Origin of the sequence: Actinopolyspora mortivallis DSM 44261 (assembly GCF_000384035.1) — a bacterium.
GTDB lineage: Bacteria > Actinomycetota > Actinomycetes > Mycobacteriales > Pseudonocardiaceae > Actinopolyspora > Actinopolyspora mortivallis.
The window spans coordinates 360,452-377,216 of the sequence record NZ_KB913024.1 but is presented as its reverse complement, the minus strand read 5'-3'; the positions used below and the strand labels follow the sequence as shown (position 1 = coordinate 377,216).

General features: G+C 68.6%; 17 protein-coding genes. 8 read left to right on the top strand and 9 right to left on the bottom strand.

From position 1 onward, the window contains the following. The first annotated feature begins 351 nt into the window (after positions 1-351). The 4 genes from ACTMO_RS0101890 to ACTMO_RS20060 all read left to right on the top strand — a co-directional run bounded on the left by ACTMO_RS0101890 (position 352) and on the right by ACTMO_RS20060 (position 3,246). On the top strand, positions 352-1,179 hold the full coding sequence (locus ACTMO_RS0101890; protein WP_084792007.1) for a helix-turn-helix domain-containing protein: 828 nt from the start codon (positions 352-354) through the stop codon (positions 1,177-1,179). Between the two features lie 15 nt (positions 1,180-1,194). Further along, on the top strand, positions 1,195-1,392 hold the full coding sequence (locus tag ACTMO_RS0101885; protein ID WP_019852957.1) for a DUF397 domain-containing protein: 198 nt from the start codon (positions 1,195-1,197) through the stop codon (positions 1,390-1,392). Between the two features lie 801 nt (positions 1,393-2,193). Beyond that, positions 2,194-3,033, top strand: coding sequence for a helix-turn-helix domain-containing protein (locus ACTMO_RS0101875; RefSeq protein ID WP_026448771.1), 840 nt, complete (start codon positions 2,194-2,196; stop codon positions 3,031-3,033). 9 nt (positions 3,034-3,042) lie between these two features. Then, on the top strand, positions 3,043-3,246 hold the full coding sequence (locus tag ACTMO_RS20060; protein WP_019852954.1) for a DUF397 domain-containing protein: 204 nt from the start codon (positions 3,043-3,045) through the stop codon (positions 3,244-3,246). Between the two features lie 156 nt (positions 3,247-3,402). Here the strand turns inward: ACTMO_RS20060 and ACTMO_RS0101865 are convergent, their stop codons facing one another. Beyond that, on the bottom strand, positions 3,403-4,623 hold the full coding sequence (locus tag ACTMO_RS0101865) for an NADP-dependent isocitrate dehydrogenase (RefSeq protein ID WP_019852953.1): 1,221 nt from the start codon (positions 4,621-4,623) through the stop codon (positions 3,403-3,405). Positions 4,624-4,912: 289 nt separating this feature from the next. Here ACTMO_RS0101865 and ACTMO_RS0101860 point away from each other — a divergent pair, with 289 nt between their 5' ends. The 4 genes from ACTMO_RS0101860 to ACTMO_RS0101845 all read left to right on the top strand — a co-directional run bounded on the left by ACTMO_RS0101860 (position 4,913) and on the right by ACTMO_RS0101845 (position 7,690). Further along, entirely contained in the window at positions 4,913-5,743 is an 831-nt protein-coding gene (locus ACTMO_RS0101860; protein ID WP_019852952.1) for a metal-dependent hydrolase, read from the top strand. Positions 5,744-5,863: 120 nt separating this feature from the next. Then, positions 5,864-6,286, top strand: coding sequence for a hypothetical protein (locus ACTMO_RS0101855; RefSeq protein WP_019852951.1), 423 nt, complete (start codon positions 5,864-5,866; stop codon positions 6,284-6,286). Positions 6,287-6,430: 144 nt separating this feature from the next. Then, the gene (locus ACTMO_RS0101850) at positions 6,431-6,625 is read left to right on the top strand and encodes a DUF1918 domain-containing protein (protein ID WP_019852950.1); all 195 of its coding nucleotides are present in this window, start codon (positions 6,431-6,433) and stop codon (positions 6,623-6,625) included. 219 nt (positions 6,626-6,844) lie between these two features. Further along, on the top strand, positions 6,845-7,690 hold the full coding sequence (locus ACTMO_RS0101845) for a DUF4253 domain-containing protein (protein WP_019852949.1): 846 nt from the start codon (positions 6,845-6,847) through the stop codon (positions 7,688-7,690). Positions 7,691-7,757: 67 nt separating this feature from the next. Here the strand turns inward: ACTMO_RS0101845 and ACTMO_RS20055 are convergent, their stop codons facing one another. The 8 genes from ACTMO_RS20055 to ACTMO_RS0101805 form a co-directional block, all read right to left on the bottom strand. After that, on the bottom strand, positions 7,758-9,071 hold the full coding sequence (locus tag ACTMO_RS20055; protein WP_019852948.1) for a pyridoxal phosphate-dependent aminotransferase: 1,314 nt from the start codon (positions 9,069-9,071) through the stop codon (positions 7,758-7,760). A gap of 9 nt (positions 9,072-9,080) precedes the next feature. Continuing rightward, positions 9,081-10,496, bottom strand: a complete 1,416-nt coding sequence (locus ACTMO_RS20050; protein ID WP_019852947.1) for an amidase family protein — start codon at positions 10,494-10,496, stop codon at positions 9,081-9,083. After that, positions 10,493-11,899, bottom strand: coding sequence for an aspartate aminotransferase family protein (locus ACTMO_RS0101830; RefSeq protein ID WP_019852946.1), 1,407 nt, complete (start codon positions 11,897-11,899; stop codon positions 10,493-10,495). Before ACTMO_RS0101830 ends, ACTMO_RS20050 begins: the two co-directional genes overlap by 4 nt. 67 nt (positions 11,900-11,966) lie before the next feature. Then, positions 11,967-13,358: a tryptophan 2,3-dioxygenase gene (locus ACTMO_RS0101825; RefSeq protein WP_019852945.1), complete on the bottom strand. Its 1,392-nt coding sequence runs from the start codon at positions 13,356-13,358 to the stop codon at positions 11,967-11,969. A gap of 39 nt (positions 13,359-13,397) precedes the next feature. Next, positions 13,398-14,288 carry an arylamine N-acetyltransferase family protein gene (locus ACTMO_RS0101820; protein WP_019852944.1) on the bottom strand — a complete coding sequence of 297 codons (891 nt, stop codon included), beginning with the start codon at positions 14,286-14,288 and terminating at the stop codon, positions 13,398-13,400. A 114-nt stretch (positions 14,289-14,402) separates the two neighbouring features. Further along, a complete protein-coding gene (locus ACTMO_RS0101815; RefSeq protein ID WP_019852943.1) occupies positions 14,403-14,693 on the bottom strand; it encodes a DUF3017 domain-containing protein in 291 nt (96 codons plus the stop codon). A gap of 103 nt (positions 14,694-14,796) precedes the next feature. Continuing rightward, the gene (locus ACTMO_RS0101810) at positions 14,797-15,648 is read right to left on the bottom strand and encodes a bifunctional methylenetetrahydrofolate dehydrogenase/methenyltetrahydrofolate cyclohydrolase (protein WP_019852942.1); all 852 of its coding nucleotides are present in this window, start codon (positions 15,646-15,648) and stop codon (positions 14,797-14,799) included. After that, positions 15,629-16,657: a DMT family transporter gene (locus ACTMO_RS0101805; RefSeq protein ID WP_019852941.1), complete on the bottom strand. Its 1,029-nt coding sequence runs from the start codon at positions 16,655-16,657 to the stop codon at positions 15,629-15,631. Before ACTMO_RS0101805 ends, ACTMO_RS0101810 begins: the two co-directional genes overlap by 20 nt. Positions 16,658-16,765 lie beyond the last annotated feature (108 nt).

Here is a 16,765-nt window from a genome sequence, read left to right as displayed (position 1 = left end):
CTCACGCACCAGCTCCACGAAACGCGACTCGTCCCCCAACGGCTCCAAACCCGCCGGGTCAGGCACCAACGCCTCCAACGGATGCTCGAACCGCTCGCCCTCCGCTGATTCAGCGGAGGTTCCATCCACGCCTGTTTCGGCTTCCCGCTCTCTCGATACCGACTCCATGTTCGTCTCCCGTCCGCTCGACGACTATCGACAACTTTCCGAGTGGCGCCACGAACTCGTCGACATCGACGAATGATACATTTGAGACTCAATTTGAGACACTCATATAGACTCCCCATCCGGGTGAACTTGAGACGAAACCAGCAACACTGTCAGCTCGATAGCCGGGGCACACTGTGAACCATGAACGACGACCCTGGTCCGATCGTCCAACGACTGATCCTGGGCGAGCGCCTCCGAACTCTTCGCGAGTCCAGCGGGATCGCACTCGACGATGCGAATGCCTACTTGGGTTGGTATCGAGGAAAACTTTCCAAGATCGAAAACGGAACGCTCGGGCTGACGGACCGAGAACTGTCCACATTGCTGTCCTATTACCGGGTGCCTGGCCCCGAAGCAGCTCAAGTCAAGCAACTCGGAACCGAAGCACGTCGCAAGGCAGCTCCGGAACGGGTGAACGACTGGGCCAAGCAGTACATACCCCTTGAACGTGCTGCCTCCGAAATACGCCTGGTATACAACGAGATTCCCGGTCTGCTACAGACGAAAGCGTCCGCGAGAGCCCAACTCATCAGGTCACCCGTCGTACTGGCGGCCGATGTCGACGACATGGCCGCAGCTCGTGAGGAACGCGGAAACCGCCTCTACGGAGACAAGGCGCCCCGAGTCTGGGCCGTACTCGGTGAAGAGGCCCTACTACGCAGGGTCGGCGCCCCTCATGAGATGCGAGCACAGCTCGAACGACTCCGGGAGATGGCGCTTCTGTCCACTATGTCCCTCAGAGTCATGCCGCTCACTCACGGCCCCTATGCCGGGTTGAGCTGTCCGTTCACCCTACTGTGGATCGAACGGGCCAGGACGACGATCGCGTATGTCGAGACGTTGACAGGCGCGGACTACGTGAAGAGCACGAAGGCCTATAGCCTGGCGTTCGACCAAGCGCACGAAGACGCGCTCTCGGAAGAGGAAACGCTGATCCTGCTTGATCAATACATAGCGGACCTGGACTGAGTTGGGATAGATCGTATGGCGCTACACAATGACGGCCTTGACTGGTTCACAAGCAGCTTCAGCGGCGGTGCTCAGCAATGCGTCGAGGTGGCACGGGACGGCGCGGGCTGGTGGCTGCGGGACTCCAAGGACCGCACCGGCCCCGCCCACCACTTCACCCCCGCACAGTGGAACGCCCTGCTGACCAGCCTTAAAAACGAAACGCTCGGCTGATCGAAGGGCTTCCCAACCACGGCTACGACCGAGCCGCGCAGCGGGGGCGCCGCCCCAACATCGAAAGTTCCCACACCACGGGACGGCGCCCCGGCCTCTTCCTTTCCACGGACCTGCTCGGTTCCGACGCGGAAGCGTCGAGAGCCTCAAACCCCCGGTTCCGACCACACCAGCCGGGCACGGACACGAGTGCCGAGGTGGAACAACCGCACGGCCACCTCCGGACTCGACACCCTCATCCGGAGGTTCTCCTCCACGGCCACGACCTCGGCACGCCCCTCGAACGCGATCCCCCACGCGGCGATACGGGCATCCACCCGCTGCCCGTACTCCTGCACCACCGCGAACACCCGAGGAGCGTTCTCACTGACGAGCTCACGCACCAGCTCCACGAAACGCGACTCGTCCCCCAACGGCTCCAAACCCGCCGGGTCAGGCACCAACGCCTCCAACGGATGCTCGAACCGCTNCTCACGCACCAGCTCCACGAAACGCGACTCGTCCCCCAACGGCTCCAAACCCGCCGGGTCAGGCACCAACGCCTCCAACGGATGCTCGAACCGCTGATCCGGCCCGTCTTTGCCGGAGTGTCCCGCCGTTTCCTCCGCTCGGGACTCGAAACCCCCGGTGCTCACTACCGCCATGATCTCCTCCCATCGCCATCGGATAGTGTGATGCCAACCACATATGCCACTGCCAAACAAGTTACAGCGGAAATTCCGACGGAAAAACCCAGAATTTTGGAATTACTCCGTACGAGGGACAGTGGGAGTGAGAAGAGAGATGCGACAGACTGCTGCCGTGACCGAGGAAGATCCAGGGCCGGTGGTTCAGCGGATCCTGCTGGGCGCCGAACTACGGGAAGCCCGTGAACACAAGGGACTGTCCACATCCGAGGCGACCAGAGAGCTCGGTTGGTACGCGGGCAAACTCTCGAAGGTCGAGCAGGGCGACAAGAGTCTCACCGACAGGGAACTGACCAAGGCGATCGACGTCTTCGGCGTCGACGACCAACGCGCGGAGGTGCTCCGCAAACTCGCCGCCGAGGCCAGACGCAAACTGCCACCGGCACGGGTACCGGAGTGGGCGACCAAGTACGTCAACCTGATCGCCGCGGCGACCGAGATCAAGCTCTTCTTCCCGGACTCGTTCCCCGGAACCGTGCAGACCTTCGACTACGCCCAGGCGATACTGAACAGTGCCGTCATAGTCGCTCCGGCCGACGTCGATCGCATGGCGGAGGAACGCGCCAAGAGGGCGGAGTCACTGCTGAAGAACGAGACAACGCGGCTCTGGCTGGTCGTGGGCGAGGAGGCACTGCACCGCGAGATCGGCGGCAGCACCGTGCTGCGCACCCAACTCGAACGGATCAGGACGCTGGCCGAGACCCCGAACAGCACCGTGCAGGTGCTGCCCTTCGACGGCGGGGCGCACGCGTGCCACGGAACCTCGTTCACGATCATCACCCTGCTGGAGGGCAAGCCGAGTATCGTCTACACCGAAGGACTGACCGGAAGCGACTACCTCGGCCGCGAACACGTGCGGGTCTACAACCTCGCCTACGACAACCTCCGCGCGGCCGCCCTGAGTCCACAGAAGACAATCGAGGCCCTCGACCGGCGCATCGGGGAACTGAGCTAGGAGAACGATATGCCCGAAGCGAGCACTCACCAGGAGTTGACCTGGCACACCTCCAGTTTCAGCGGCGGTGCCGAGAACTGCGTCGAGGTGGCACGGGACGGCGCGGGCTGGTGGCTGCGGGACTCCAAGGACCGCACCGGGCCCGCACACCACTTCACCCCCGCGCAGTGGAAGGACTTCCTGCTCGGCGTCAAAAACGGCGAACTCGGCTGACCGGCCTCGGCGTGCCCGTCTCACCGAGATCCGTGTCCACGACACACAGCGGGCGCCGCCCCACGTCGGGACGGCGCCCGCTGTCCTCCGGCATCCCGGCCCCGGGACACTCCAGGCCGAGCGGAGTGCCCCGGCGAAGCCGGCGGGAAGTCCCCGTCAGCGCTGGGCCATCTTCTTCTGCAGGTTCTCGTCCAGCGTGTTCAGGAACTCCTGGGTGTTCAGGTGACCCTGGTCACCGCCGACCAGCAGTGCCAGGTCCTTGGTCATCCTGCCGCTCTCGACGGTCTCGATGACGACCTGCTCCAGCGCCTTGGCGAACTCCACGACCTCGGGGGTGGAGTCCAGCCTGCCGCGCTGCTGCAACCCGCGGGTCCACGCGAAGATCGAGGCGATCGGGTTGGTGGAGGTCTCCTGACCCTGCTGGTGCCTGCGGTAGTGCCTGGTGACCGTGCCGTGGGCGGCCTCGGCCTCGACGGTGCCGTTCTCGGTCATCAGCACCGAGGTCATCAGTCCGAGGGAGCCGAAGCCCTGGGCGACGGTGTCGGACTGGACGTCGCCGTCGTAGTTCTTGCAGGCCCAGACGTAGCCGCCCTCCCACTTCAGGGCGGTGGCGACCATGTCGTCGATCAGCCGGTGTTCGTACTCCAGGCCGTTGGCCTCGAACTCGGCCTTGAACTCGTTGTCGTAGATCTCCTGGAACACGTCCTTGAACAGGCCGTCGTAGGCCTTGAGGATCGTGTTCTTGGTGGACATGTACACCGGGTAGCCCCGCTCGAGTCCGTAGCGGAAGGAGGCCCGCGCGAACTCCTCGATGGAGCGCCGGTAGTTGTACATGCCCATGGCCACGCCGCCGCCCTCGGGGAAGTTCGCGACCTCCAGCTCCATCGGCTCGGAGCCGTCCTCGGGGGTGTAGGTGATGGTGACGGTGCCCGGGCCGGGGACCTTGAAGTCGGTGGCCTTGTACTGGTCGGCGTGGGCGTGCCTGCCGATGACGATCGGTTTGGTCCAGGTGGGCACGTACCGCGGGATGTTGGAGATGACGATCGGCTCGCGGAAGATCACGCCGCCGAGGATGTTGCGGATCGTGCCGTTGGGGCTGCGCCACATCTTCTTCAGCCCGAACTCGTCCACGCGGGCCTCGTCGGGGGTGATGGTGGCGCACTTGACCCCGACACCGTGCTTGGAGATCGCGTGGGCCGCGTCGACGGTCACCTGGTCGTCGGTGGCGTCCCTGTTCTCGATTCCCAGGTCGTAGTAGTCGAGGTTGATGTCCAGGTAGGGGTGGATCAGCTTGTCCTTGATGAAGGACCAGATGATGCGGGTCATCTCGTCGCCGTCGAGTTCGGCGACGGTTCCCTGTACCTTGATCTTGCTCATGGTGGCGGGGTGCTCCTCTCACACGAGAAACGCAAACGGTACAAGCGTACTGCTAAACCGGTCGGCTGTGAGCCCCACCCGTCGACACGGGTCGGGGTCCTCGCTTCCCGCCCCGAGAGGCGACCCAGCACAACAGCCGACATCCCCCACGAAAACCACACCCGGGGTGAGCAACACCACACCTCCGTGCTCGGGATCGCCCGGTCGGACCTCTCCCCCGGCGCGGGGTCCCCACTTCCGGAGGCCGGACGGCTAGGCTCGACACGGACCGTGATCTTGGAGGACTCCCGTGGCGACCGGACCCACCCACGCGATGAGCGGACTCGCGGCCTGGGCCGCGGTAACCGCCCTGGCGGGCACGCACACCCTCAGCCAACTCTCCCCCAAGACCTGGGTGGTGGGCGCCACCCTGGCCACGGGGGCCGCCCTGCTGCCGGACATCGACCACCCGAAGTCCACGGTGGCGCGCACCTTCGGCGGGATGTCGCGCGGCGTGTCGGAGGCCATGAGCGGACTGAGCGGATTCCTCTACCGGCTCACCAGGACCTCGCACGACAGCGACCGCTCGGGCACCCACCGGGGCTTCACCCACACCCTGGTGTTCGCCGTGCTGGCCGGGTTGATCACCACGGCCATCGTGCAGAGCAGCAACGGGACCGCCCTGGGCGTGCTGATGTTCGTGTTCGCCGGACTCACGGTGCGCGGACTGATGAACAACTGGTCGCCCCGCAGCGACGCGCTGCTGATCGCGGTCGTCTCACTGGTGTTGACCATCGTGTGCTGGGCCTGGACCGGCGACCAGCCACACGAGGCGGCCGCCTTCGGCGTGGCGGTGATGATCGGGTGCCTGGCCCACTTCGTCGGCGACGCCGTCACCGAGCAGGGTTGTCCCATGCTGTGGCCGCTGCCGCTGGGCAGTCGGACCTGGTACCCGGTGGCCCCGCCGAAGGCCCTGCGGATGAAGACCGGCGGCAAGGTGGAGATGGCGATCGTCGGCCCCGGTCTGACCGTGGTGGCGCTCGGCCTGTCCACGGTGGTGCTCTACCGGGTGGGGGCCGTCCCCTGGCTGGCGGAACTCGGCCTGCCTCCGAGCGTGATGGCCTGGATAACGCCGGGCTGAGCCGGCTTCCGGAACCCCCGTCCGAGCGGGACCCCACGAGAACACCTCCCCGGAGCCCGCACGGTCGGTAGGCTGCGTCGTGCGGGACGAGCGAGCGCCCGCCCCGACGACGGAGGAATCATGCGGATCCGTGGCACATTCGTGATGCTGGCCCTGACTCTGCCCCTGCTCGCGGCCACGACGGCGTGCGGCGAGCTTCAGGAGGCCCAGCAGGGCGTGCAGGACGCCAAGGAGGGCATAGACCGGGCCCAACAGGGTCTGGACACCGCGCAGAGCTGCGCCAAGGCGACCGGGCTGGTCAGCTTCACCCTGAACTTCTCCGACCCGCAGCGGGCGGCCGAGACCGCGCGGAACAAGGCCGAAGAGCTGGGCAACCTCGCCGAGCAGACCAGCGACCAGGCACTCAGCGAGGCCCTGCTGGACATGCAGCGTTCCGCCGAACGAGTGGCCTCGGGTGAGGTGACCATCGACAACAGCGCCGAGTGGAGCCAGCGCAAGCTCGACCAGGCGCAACGGGTGCTCGACATCTGCTCGGGCGGCTGACCCCGCACACCGCCGGAGGACGGTTCGCCACGCGGGCGGAGCTCGGCGGACCGGAGGGAGAGGTCCTCGCCCGGTCCGACGACTGCGCGATGTGGCCGCGGTCACTTACCCTGGGGACTACGGCCCGTTTGGAGGTGACGACTCATGAAGGCCACGACGGGAGAACGCCTGCACGTACACAGCCGCACGGTCGAGCAGCCGGACCGCACCGGGGTGATCCTGGAGGTTCGCGGGGAGAACGGGCAGCCGCCCTACCTGGTGCGTTTCGACGACGGGCACGAACGGCTCGTCTTCCCGGGAGGCGACTGCGAGGTCGAAGGACACCCGGCGGGGACATGACCCCTCGAACGCACCGGAGTCGAGGCCGGTTCGACCACGATCGGCCTCGGCCATCCGAGTGACATTCACGCTCACGGGCGTGTGGCGAGGCACGACAGCGCCGGTACGCCCCGTCCTACGTGCGGACTTCCCCACCCCGGAATGGCACACTGATCGCCAAAGCGATGACCCGACCCGCCGCTCGCGGCGTGTGTGGCCGCTTGGTGAGGAGGCGGTGCAGTGGCGTGGGAAGACCGGAAGGGCGCGGCGGCGACGGACCCGTTCGCCATGCTGCGGATCGGCTTCGCGGGCCGTGTCGAACTGCCCGCCGGTGAACTGCTCACCGAACAGTCCACCAGGATCGACGGCCACCACGAGCCCGGTCCGCTGTGCTGGATCAGCAAGGAACCCCCTTCGGCCCAGCTGCTGGCGACGCTGCGCGCCGACAGCGAGTCTACCGGGCTGTGGCCGCTGCTGCTGGTCGACGACACCGAGACGTACGGCGAACGCTGCACCGTCGGGGTGGTCACCCCGGAACCGCTCGAACACGTCGACAGGTGGCGGGCCGAACAGGTCATGGACCGGATCTGGACCGGTCTGTGCCAGGTGGACTCCGAACTCGGACCGGCCTACGACCCCGACAGCCTCGCCCCCTTCGGCTACTCCTGTCCCGGTCCGGCCCCGCCGGGGGACCTGCTGGCCGACGCGACCGTGCTCGCCAACCAGCTGACCCAACGGCTGCTCGACGAGCAGACCCGCCTGGGACTGGTGCCGGTACGGCGCGGAGCCGACGTGCTCACCGTGCTCGGCTGGTCCGGGGCGACGAACCACGTCTCCCGCTGCGCGGGACTGTCGGCGATGCTGCGCAGCTGGGAGGACCGCTTCGGAGTGCGGGTGCTGCGGCTGGGCCCCGACAGACTGGACCTCAGCGTGGCGGCACCGCCCATCCGCGGCGAGCACGCCGCCGCCGTCGCCGCCGAACACTGGACCTTCGCCCCCGACCGGGTCATGCAGGACACCGGAAGCATCTCGGCCTACGCCGAGGAGATCCGGGGGCGCAGACAGTGGACCTTCTGGTGGGACTGAGCACGGTCCCCCGGACCCCGGATGCGTCGAGCGCGCGGTGGAGGTCGAACCCGGCTGGTCGTGGACCTCAGCGGGGGTTCCATCCCAGCCCCACCCGGCCGATGCGGTCGAGCGCCAGATCCAGCTCCCGAGCCGGGGCGCCGAGGTAGAGCCGGACGTGCCCGAGCACCCCCTCCGAGCCGGAAGAACCGGAGGTCATGCTCCCCTCCCCCAGCAGCACGCCGGCCTCGTCCAGACAGCGACGCCGGTAGGTGCGCGCCGGTTCCGGGTCTCCGGCCAGCCAGGCGGGCACCCGCAGCCGCACGTAGGAGGTGCACGAGCCGGGGAAACCGGGGTGCCCGACGTAGCCGAGTTCCCCGACGAGGCGCTCGGCCACGCGGGAACGCCTGGTCGCGTACTCCTCCCGAATCCGGTCGAGATACCCGTCCGAGGCGGGATCGTCCAGCCAGGCCGCCATGGCCGCCTGGAGTGGCACGGACGAGACGAAGGCGTGCTGGTGGCGATACCCCGCCAGGGCCGCCAACGTCTCCGGGTGGGCGGTCATCGCCCCGACACCCCACCCGTTGCAGTGGAACTGCTTGCCCAGGGTGCGCACGGCCAGCCACGGGAACCGGCTCCCGCGCTCGGTACGGCCCGCCTCGGTGAGCAGTTCCCCGAGCGCGTTCGTCGGCTCGGTGCCCGGCTCGTGCACGGCGAAGTACGCGTCGTCGAGCAGCACGGCCGAGCCGGTCTCTTCCATGGCCCGCAGCATCGCCCGCACCGTGTCCGCGTCCCAGTTCGCCGCGGTCGGGTTGTGCTGGGGGTTGAGCACGAGCAGGCTCGTGCCGCGCGGATCCGCCCGCCGCCGCTCGTGCAACACACGCCGGATCGTCTCGACGTCCGGGCGGTAACCCTCGCTTTCGGGCACCGGGTACCGCAGCACCGTGAACCCGAGGGGTTCGAACACCCCCGCGTAGTCCCAGCCGGGCTCCGGAACCAGCACGGCCGGTGGGGGCGCACCCGCTGTCGTGGAGTCCCACAGCATCCTGCCGAAGTCGGACATGGCGTCCCGGGTGCCGTTCTGGCTGACCGCCACGTCGTAGTCGGTGTGGGCACCGGGCCTTCGCGGGAGGTCGTGCTCGGCAGCGATGCGGTTGCTCAGCCGCTCCCGCAGGGCGGGCAGACCGTAGGGCGAGAGGATGTAGCCGTGCGCGTAGCGCGGAACTCCCTCGCGGAGCGCCTCGTCGAGTCCCGCCGGGGGCCCGGACCAGTTCTCCCCCAGACTGAGGTAGATCAGCCGGTCGGTGTCCCCGCCGCTGTCGCGGTAGCGGCGCACGAGCTCGGCCTCCTCCAGCAGGCCGGGCAGCCGGTCGTCCCCGAAGACCTCGGACGGATTCCGCACGCTCCCACCTCACAGGGCAGTGTCGGTGCCCGCCAGGACGCGGGCACAGTCCCGGGCCAGCGCCAGCAACGCGCGGTCGGTCCCCGCCGGGGCGTCGAGCTGGAGTCCGACGGGAAGTCCCCGTTCCGTCCTCCCGGCGGGGATGCTGACCGACGGCCACCCCACGATGCTGGCCAGATTCGTGTTGCGCACGTAGGTCGGGAACGTGGACACGGTGCGCCCGTTGAGGCGCACCAGCGTGCGGGTCCCGACCCGGGGCGCGGGCAGCACGGTCGTGGGGACCAGGCAGGCCGAGGCCCCGTGGGCGAGCAGGTGCTCGGCGGCAGCGGCGGCGAGCGCGGGCCGCAGTTCGGTCACGGCTCGTCGACGCTTCTCGTCCCGCTCGGGGTCCTCCCGGCACAGCGGCAGCAGGATGTCGCGAACATCGGGGTCGGCCACCGACGACACCAGACCGTCCAGTGTCGTCGGCTCGCGCACGGTCTCCAGGTACTGTCGGAAACACGCCGGTGTCTCACCCAGCGCGATGGGAAAGCTCACCCGCTCGATCAGCTCCGGAACGGTGGGCGGGAAGTCCGCCTCGACCAGGGTCCAACCGTGCTCACGCAGGGTCCGCACCGCCCGGGTCACAACGGAGGCCACCTCGGCGTCCACATCCCCGAGGCCGGGGCACGAGGGCACGACGAGCCGCGTGGGCAACCGTTCGGGCTCGCCCGTCCCGTCGGCCTCGCCGGACAGCACCCCGTCCAGCACGAGCAGGTCGTCCACGTCGCCGGCGAGGATCCCCACGGTGTCGCGCGTGTGCGAGACACGCAGCACCCCGCCCGTCGGGTAGCGCCCCGTGGTGGGACGGAATCCCGTCACTCCGCAGCACGAGGCCGGGATGCGGACGGAGCCTCCGGTGTCGGTTCCCAGCCCGGCGGGCACGAGCGAGGCCGCCACGGCCGCCGCCGTGCCACTGCTGCTGCCACCGGGGAGACGCCCGCCCGCCACCGGGTTGCCCACCGCCCCGTACACCCGGTTCTCGCCGGTGACGCCGTAGGCGAGCTCGTGCATGTTCGTCTTCCCGAACAGCACGGCCCCCGCCTGCCGTAACCGCGAGCACACTCCGGCGTCGGCACGGGCGAGGTTCCCGCGCAGCGCGGGTGTGCCCGCCGTGGTGACCTCACCGGCCACGTCGATGTTGTCCTTGACCGCGATCGGAACCCCGTGCAGGGCTCCCGTGGAGGCCGGATCGTCCGGGCGTGTCCCGTCGGCCGCGCGGGCCCTCCGCAGCACGCGGTCGGCGTCGAGGGAGACGAAGGCGTTCAGTGACCGGTGCGCGCGGCACCGGTCGAGGGCGTCACCGGCGTACTCCGCCGCGGACCGGCCGTGGGCGAACTCCCTCGCCAGTTCCCGCACCGAGTGCGGTTCGGGAAGGCGGCTCATGACGTCCCTCCGGGAGCGCGGTCGAGCAGTTCGGGGTGGTGCCGCGCGATGTGGGGACGCAGCGTACGCAGCGCCCCGCCGAACGCGTCGGTGAACTCGTCCACATCGGATGGTTCGGTGGGGACGCTCAGGCACATGATCCCGTGCCGCCCCGTGACGAAGCCCCTGTTGAGCAGCTCCAGATGCAACAGGCGGCGCAGGTCCGCCCGGTGCGCCCGCCTGGCGGCCACGTCGGCGGCGTCGTGGATCTCGCCGAAACCGAAGTGGAAGTAGCTGATCGAACCACAACCGACGGCGTCCCCGGCGACTCCCGCGTCCGCCGCCACACGGTCGAGTCCACTGCGGAAGCGTTCTCCCATCCTGTTGAGACGCTCGATGTCCGCCGGTCCGAGGTTGTCCAACGCGGCGATCCCCGCCGCCAGCGAGAGACTGTTGGCACCGAACGCGCTCGCGTGGAACACGGGGTCGGGCCCGTTGGGATCGAAGATCTCCATGACGTCCGCGCGCCCCCCGAACACCCCGATCGGCAGGCCACCGCCGATGATCTTGCTGAAGGTCGTCAGGTCCGGGCGGACGTCGTGCCGCACCTGCCACGGGCCGACCCGGAAGGTGGCGCACTCGTCGAAGATCAGCAGGGCCCCCGTCCGCTCGGTGACCTCCCGCAGTCCGTGGAGGAACCCGGGATCAGCCGGGATCCCACCCCCGACGCCGAGCATCGGCTCCACGATCACGGCGGCCGTCCGCTCGGCCCACTCGGACAGCACCCGACGTGCGGTGCCGACGTCGTTGTAGGGCACGGACAACACCGAGTCCAGCACCTGCCCCGGCACCCCGTGGCTCACGGTCGCGGGCGCGAGCTCGGGGTCGTGCTGCGGGAACTGCCTGCCGTTGGCGACGAAGGCGTCCACCTGACTCCAGTCGTGCGTACCGTGGTAGCCACCACTGATCTTCACGACGAGGTCCCTGCCGGTGAAGGCCCGGGCCGCCCGCAGCGCCCACATCGTCGCCTCGGTACCGGAGTTGCAGTAACGTACCGTGTCCAGGGAGGGGACCCGCTCGCACAGTCTCCGGGCGTGTTCGATCTGCGAGAGCGTCGGCCCACCCGGCGCGGTGCCGAGTTCGACCCGCTCGTGCACGGCTTCGAGCAGAGCGGGGTGGTTGTGTCCGTGCACCAGCGCGCCGTAGTTGGCCAAAAAGTCCGTGTACCAGTTTCCGTCCACATCGCGCAGTCGAACTCCCTGTCCCTCGTCGAAGTACAGCGGATGCGGGTCGTAGCTGGTCATCGTGCGAGTGTCCCCGCCGGGCAGATACTCGTGTGCTTTCCGGAACGCGGCGAGCGAACCCGGTGTTCTGCTCTCGTACTCGTCGAGGACACGTGTCCCGATGTCGTTGGCCGTTGTCATGACACCCCTCGAAAATCCGTGTTTCCACGACATTCGTCCGAGCCCGTCGACCGGGAGGGGCTCCTCGCTAGAGGACCGTGCGCGCCCGCCACAGTTCGGGGAACAGGCGGTAGTCCGCCGAGGCACGCAGCCAGGAGACTCCTTCCGTGCCGCCGGTACCCGGTTTGGTGCCGATGAGCCGTTCCACGGTCAACAGGTGTGAGCAGCACCAGCGGGCGTACTCCTCGGCCACCCCCACCAGAGCTTCGGCCAGTCGGAACGACTCGTCCGCGCGAGCCGTCGAGCGATAGACCTCCGCCCAGAGGTCAACCAGGTTCCGCTCTCCGGCACTCTCCTCCGGCTCGGTCCGACCCCCCTCTGCCGAGGGGGCGAACCGTTCGGAAACCACGCGCACCGCCTCGTCGTACAGGCTGCTCTCGCGCAGGGCGCGGTAGACCTGTTCCTCCGCCCCGGGAACCCCACGGTGACGCTCGGCCATGGCCTCGGACTTCTTGCCCAGGGCGAACTCCATCATCCGGAACATGTAGGAATCCATGCCGGAGGCGATCCCGAGTTGGTCGCGGAACTCCGCGAAGTCCCCGGGTGAGAGGGTGTCCAGCACGTCCCAGGCGCCGCGCAGCACCCCGAACTCCTCGACGATCCGGCGGAGGTGGACGATCGCGTCGTCCAGACGACGTTCCACCAGACGTAGCCGGGCCGAACGGGTCTCCTCGTAGATCAGCTTGAACAGCAGCTCCTTGACCTGGCCGAGCACGTAGAACGTCGTCTCGGCGGGCTTGCCCGTTCGCGGCGTCTGCAACGACAACAGCGTGTCGATGTGCTCGTAGTCGATGTAGGGGCTCTTGGTCCCCTCGCCACGGGCGAGTCGGTACAGCTCGGCGAAACGCGGGTCGACTTTGCCCGCCGCCCGCTCGTGATAGTAGTGCCCGAACCGCCGGTCGTACTCGGCGAACAGCTCGGGAACGTCGTGCAGGAACAGGATGTCGTGGAAGGCCATCCGGCGGATCACGAACAACGGCTCCGGCGCGCGGGAGACCGCGAACTCCGGGTTCCGGGCCGAGGGATCGGGACAGCGCGGATGGAACTGGCCGATCATCAGCCCGTTGCGCACGGCCGTGCCCTTCACCGCGCGCTGGGCGTCGTCCAGCAGCACAGCCCGCTCCTCGGAAACGCCGCGCAGCACCGTCACCAGGGCGCTGATGTCGACCTTGCCCTCGGGCCAGTCCACCTTCTCGAACCGCTCGATCTGACCTTCCATCACCGAGGTCAGCTCGGCCAGCTCCACGGGGTCGTCCGCCTCGGCGAGCTCGAAGCGGACGCAGTCGTTGCGCAGGGCGGGCTGCACGAACGGACACACGGCCCCGGAACGGCCGAGACGTTCGTCGTGCTCCTCCAGGTACTCCTCGAACCAACGCCGGACTTCGGTGAACTCCTCCTGTGGATTCCGCTCCAGAAACATGGTCCTCCCATCGCGAGGCGGGACCTCGGGAACGAGTGATCAGTCGAGTCCCGGCACACCGTCCTCGGGATCCACGTCGATCCCGAACTCCGCACGCAACACCCCGGGCACCTCGTCCCGACGCAGCGTCGTCTCGTGCGAAGTACCGTCGGCGTGTGCGGTGAACCGGCTCGTGCCGTGCAGCACCTCGTGGCGGTCCGGACGGAAACGCTGCGCGAACAGTCTCCGCCGGAACACCGACGAGGAATGGGTGCTCAGAAAGTGGTGTCCGACCCCGTAGTCGACGGGGTACTGCGGATTCAGGGTGAAGGCGTAGCGGTCCAGCCAGCCTTCGGGAGTGTGCTGCCGCAGCCACCAGATCCCGATCCCGGTCTCGCCGACCTCGCGTTCGAGCGCGAACTGCCAGCCTTGCTGGTCACACTTTTTGCCGGAAACCAGCTCGATCGGATACAACGGCCCACCGCCGAACCCGACATCGCACAGGTAGGGGTTCTCGTCGTCGGCCGTGGTCACACACAGCAGCGCGTGTGTGGCCGGGCGGTCGATGACCCGGACGGCGTCGCGCCTCCGCGACGTCGACGAACGCAGCCCGAGCAGCCGCAGCGCGTCCGAGGTGACCCTTCCGTGCAACCCCGTGACGCCGAATCCCAGCCGTTCGAGCACCGCCGCGAACAACACGACGTGCTCGTAGCAGTAACCACCCCTGCGACGCCGGACCAGCTTGTCCTGCACACTCGCGAGATCGAGCCCGACCGGGCGGCCCGCGACGATGTCGAGGGTCTCGAACGGGATCGAGGTGACGTGAGCACGGTGCAGTGCCCGCAGCGTCGCGGTCGAGGGGTCACGTCGCTGGTGGTGTCCGATCCGGGTGAGATACCCGTCGAGGTCGAGTTCCGATCCGCTCCAGAGGGATTCCGTTGCCGCACTCATAGGCCGTCCCGTGCCGTTTCCCGACAGCTTCGGGAACACTCCAGCAGAACGTACTGACACGGGACTGACACCGCGCTGACAGCGAAAAGAGCGGCCCCTCCGGTCACGGGCCACTCAGGTGCTCAACGGTCCGCCCTTGATGGTCACGGCCACCGCCACGATCACCAGCCCCAGGGCGCCGTAGAGCACCACGTCCACCCAACGGCTCCGGATGGCCAACAGCCCCACCCGCTCCGGGGGAACCATCACGCGCAGCACGGCGGCCAACAGGAAGGCGCCCCCCAGCAGCGCGGCCCCCTCCCGCCAGTGCGACATGGCCACCCACACCATCCCGGACAGCGCCACCAGCACCACCAGCGCGAACCACAGGTGCACCGGGGCGCGCCCGCCGCCGAACCCGAACATCGCCCTCTCTTCCGAGACCGTGGAACGTGCCTGCCGTCTTCGCGCGACCCGTCAGGTGCGGACCCCGACGGATCCACACCTCACGGGGAAGAGATGCCGGTGTTCACCGCGCGGAACGCTCGGCGGCCTCCACCACGTTGGTGAGCAGCATCGCGCGGGTCATCGGGCCGACCCCACCCGGGTTCGGCGAGAGGAAACCGGCCACCTCGGCCACGTCCGGGTGCACGTCCCCGAGCGGCCCGGACTCGCCGCGGGTGACCCCCACGTCCAGCACGGCAGCCCCCGGTTTGATCATGTCGGGGGTGACCAGGTTCGGTTTGCCCGCCGCGGCCACCACGACGTCGGCCCGGGACAGCTCCGCCGCGATGTCCTTGGTGCCGGTGTGGCACAACGTGACCGTCGCGTTCTCGCTGCGCCTGGTGAGCAGCAGTCCCAACGGCCTGCCCACGGTGATACCCCGTCCGAGAACCGCGACGTGCGCGCCGTTCAGTTCGACCCCGTAGCGGCGCAGCAGCTCGACGATCCCGCGCGGCGTGCACGGCAGCGGGGCGGGTTCCCCCAGCACCAGCCTGCCGAGACTGACCGGGTTGAGCCCGTCGGCGTCCTTGCGCACGTCGACCCGCTGCAACAGGGAGCCGGTGTCGAGATGGTCGGGAACCGGCAGCTGGACGATGTAGCCGGTACAGGCCGGATCGGCGTTGAGCTCGTCGATCACTCCTTCGAGCTCGGCCTGGCCGATGTCGGCGGGCAGTTCCCTGCGGATCGACTCGATCCCGACGCGCGCGCAGTCGTTGTGCTTGCCGCGCACGTAGGAGTGCGAGGCGGGGTCGTCGCCCACCAGCACCGTCGCCAACCCCGGGGTACGCCCCTGCTCGGCGAGCGCGGCCACCCGAGGCCGCAGCTCGTCGTAGATGGCGTTCTTGGTGGCCTTACCGTCAAGAATCGTGGCGCTCACGGTTGGTCATCCTCGCAGATCGCGCGCGGACGGGAACTTTCGCCCCTGTGTCCGAGGAGGCGACGCCGACCGCCAGCAGCGCCAGGCAGATCCCCGCCACGGTGCCCGTGTTCACGTGGGAGCCCGCCACCGGAAGCACCAGGTCCAGCAGCAGCGCCCCGATCAGCTGTCCGGAGACGATACCCATGCTCAGCAGCAACACACCCGTGTAGTGCACCAGGATCGCCGATCCGCCCACCACGAAGATGCCGAGCAGTCCTCCGACGTACAACCACGGGATCGTCGGCCACTCGGTGGGGAAACCACGCAGCAGGATCTCGCCGCCGAAGGCCAGCACCAGCGCCACCGTCCCGGTGGCGAAGTTCAGCGTGGCGGCCGAAACCGCCGAGTCCGCCGTCTGCTTGACCAGCCCGTTCATGGCCTGCTGCCAGGCCACCCCCGTCCCGGCGAGCAGCGGCAGCACCACCAGCAGGCTCGCCCGGGAGTCACCCAGTCGGGCCGAGACGGCGACCACGATCGCCACCAGGGCCAGCACCGCCCCGGTGACCCGCAGCACGGTCAGGGGGCGGGTCACCCCCGAACCGAGCCCCAACCGGTCCACGACCAGTCCGCTGGCCACCTGCCCGCTCACGGCACCGACGGTGAACAGCGCGACCCCCAGCAGACTCGCGGCGACACTCTGACTGAACACGAGGAAGGCCCCACAGACCCCGCCCACGCACTGCCAGGCCCGGATGTCTGTTCCGGAGCGCACGGCCCGTCCGAGCCGGACGAAACCCCGACGTGCCCGCGGACTGGCCGCCACCACCACGAGCAACGCGAGCAACCCGCCGCCGAAGGAGATCACCGACGCGGCCAGCGGATCCCCCAGCCGCGTTCCCAACGCCCCGTTCACCCGGGACTGCAGGGCCAGCAGGAATCCCACCGCGGCGGAACCCACGACCCCGAACGACCGGGGCACCAACTCGTAGGCACGGCCGAGGGTGCGGGTGGCTGCTCCGGTACTCACGGAACGACCGTAACGACTCCTCCGTCCCGGTCACCCCCTCGATGTGAGCAATCCACCAGTTCCCTCACGGCTCTGCCGCACGGTGCGGTGTCGCCCGGAGGGGTTCTT

What these genes read in the sequence shown, in the direction of transcription:
- ACTMO_RS0101890 (WP_084792007.1), top strand. Translation starts at nt 352, where the DNA reads ATGAACGACGACCCTGGTCCGATCGTCCAACGACTGATCCTGGGCGAG.
- ACTMO_RS0101885 (WP_019852957.1), top strand. Translation starts at nt 1,195, where the DNA reads ATGGCGCTACACAATGACGGCCTTGACTGGTTCACAAGCAGCTTCAGC.
- ACTMO_RS20060 (WP_019852954.1), top strand. Translation starts at nt 3,043, where the DNA reads ATGCCCGAAGCGAGCACTCACCAGGAGTTGACCTGGCACACCTCCAGT.
- ACTMO_RS0101865 (WP_019852953.1), bottom strand. Translation starts at nt 4,623, where the DNA reads ATGAGCAAGATCAAGGTACAGGGAACCGTCGCCGAACTCGACGGCGAC.
- ACTMO_RS0101855 (WP_019852951.1), top strand. Translation starts at nt 5,864, where the DNA reads ATGCGGATCCGTGGCACATTCGTGATGCTGGCCCTGACTCTGCCCCTG.
- ACTMO_RS0101850 (WP_019852950.1), top strand. Translation starts at nt 6,431, where the DNA reads ATGAAGGCCACGACGGGAGAACGCCTGCACGTACACAGCCGCACGGTC.
- ACTMO_RS20050 (WP_019852947.1), bottom strand. Translation starts at nt 10,496, where the DNA reads ATGAGCCGCCTTCCCGAACCGCACTCGGTGCGGGAACTGGCGAGGGAG.
- ACTMO_RS0101830 (WP_019852946.1), bottom strand. Translation starts at nt 11,899, where the DNA reads ATGACAACGGCCAACGACATCGGGACACGTGTCCTCGACGAGTACGAG.
- ACTMO_RS0101825 (WP_019852945.1), bottom strand. Translation starts at nt 13,358, where the DNA reads ATGTTTCTGGAGCGGAATCCACAGGAGGAGTTCACCGAAGTCCGGCGT.
- ACTMO_RS0101820 (WP_019852944.1), bottom strand. Translation starts at nt 14,288, where the DNA reads ATGAGTGCGGCAACGGAATCCCTCTGGAGCGGATCGGAACTCGACCTC.
- ACTMO_RS0101815 (WP_019852943.1), bottom strand. Translation starts at nt 14,693, where the DNA reads ATGTTCGGGTTCGGCGGCGGGCGCGCCCCGGTGCACCTGTGGTTCGCG.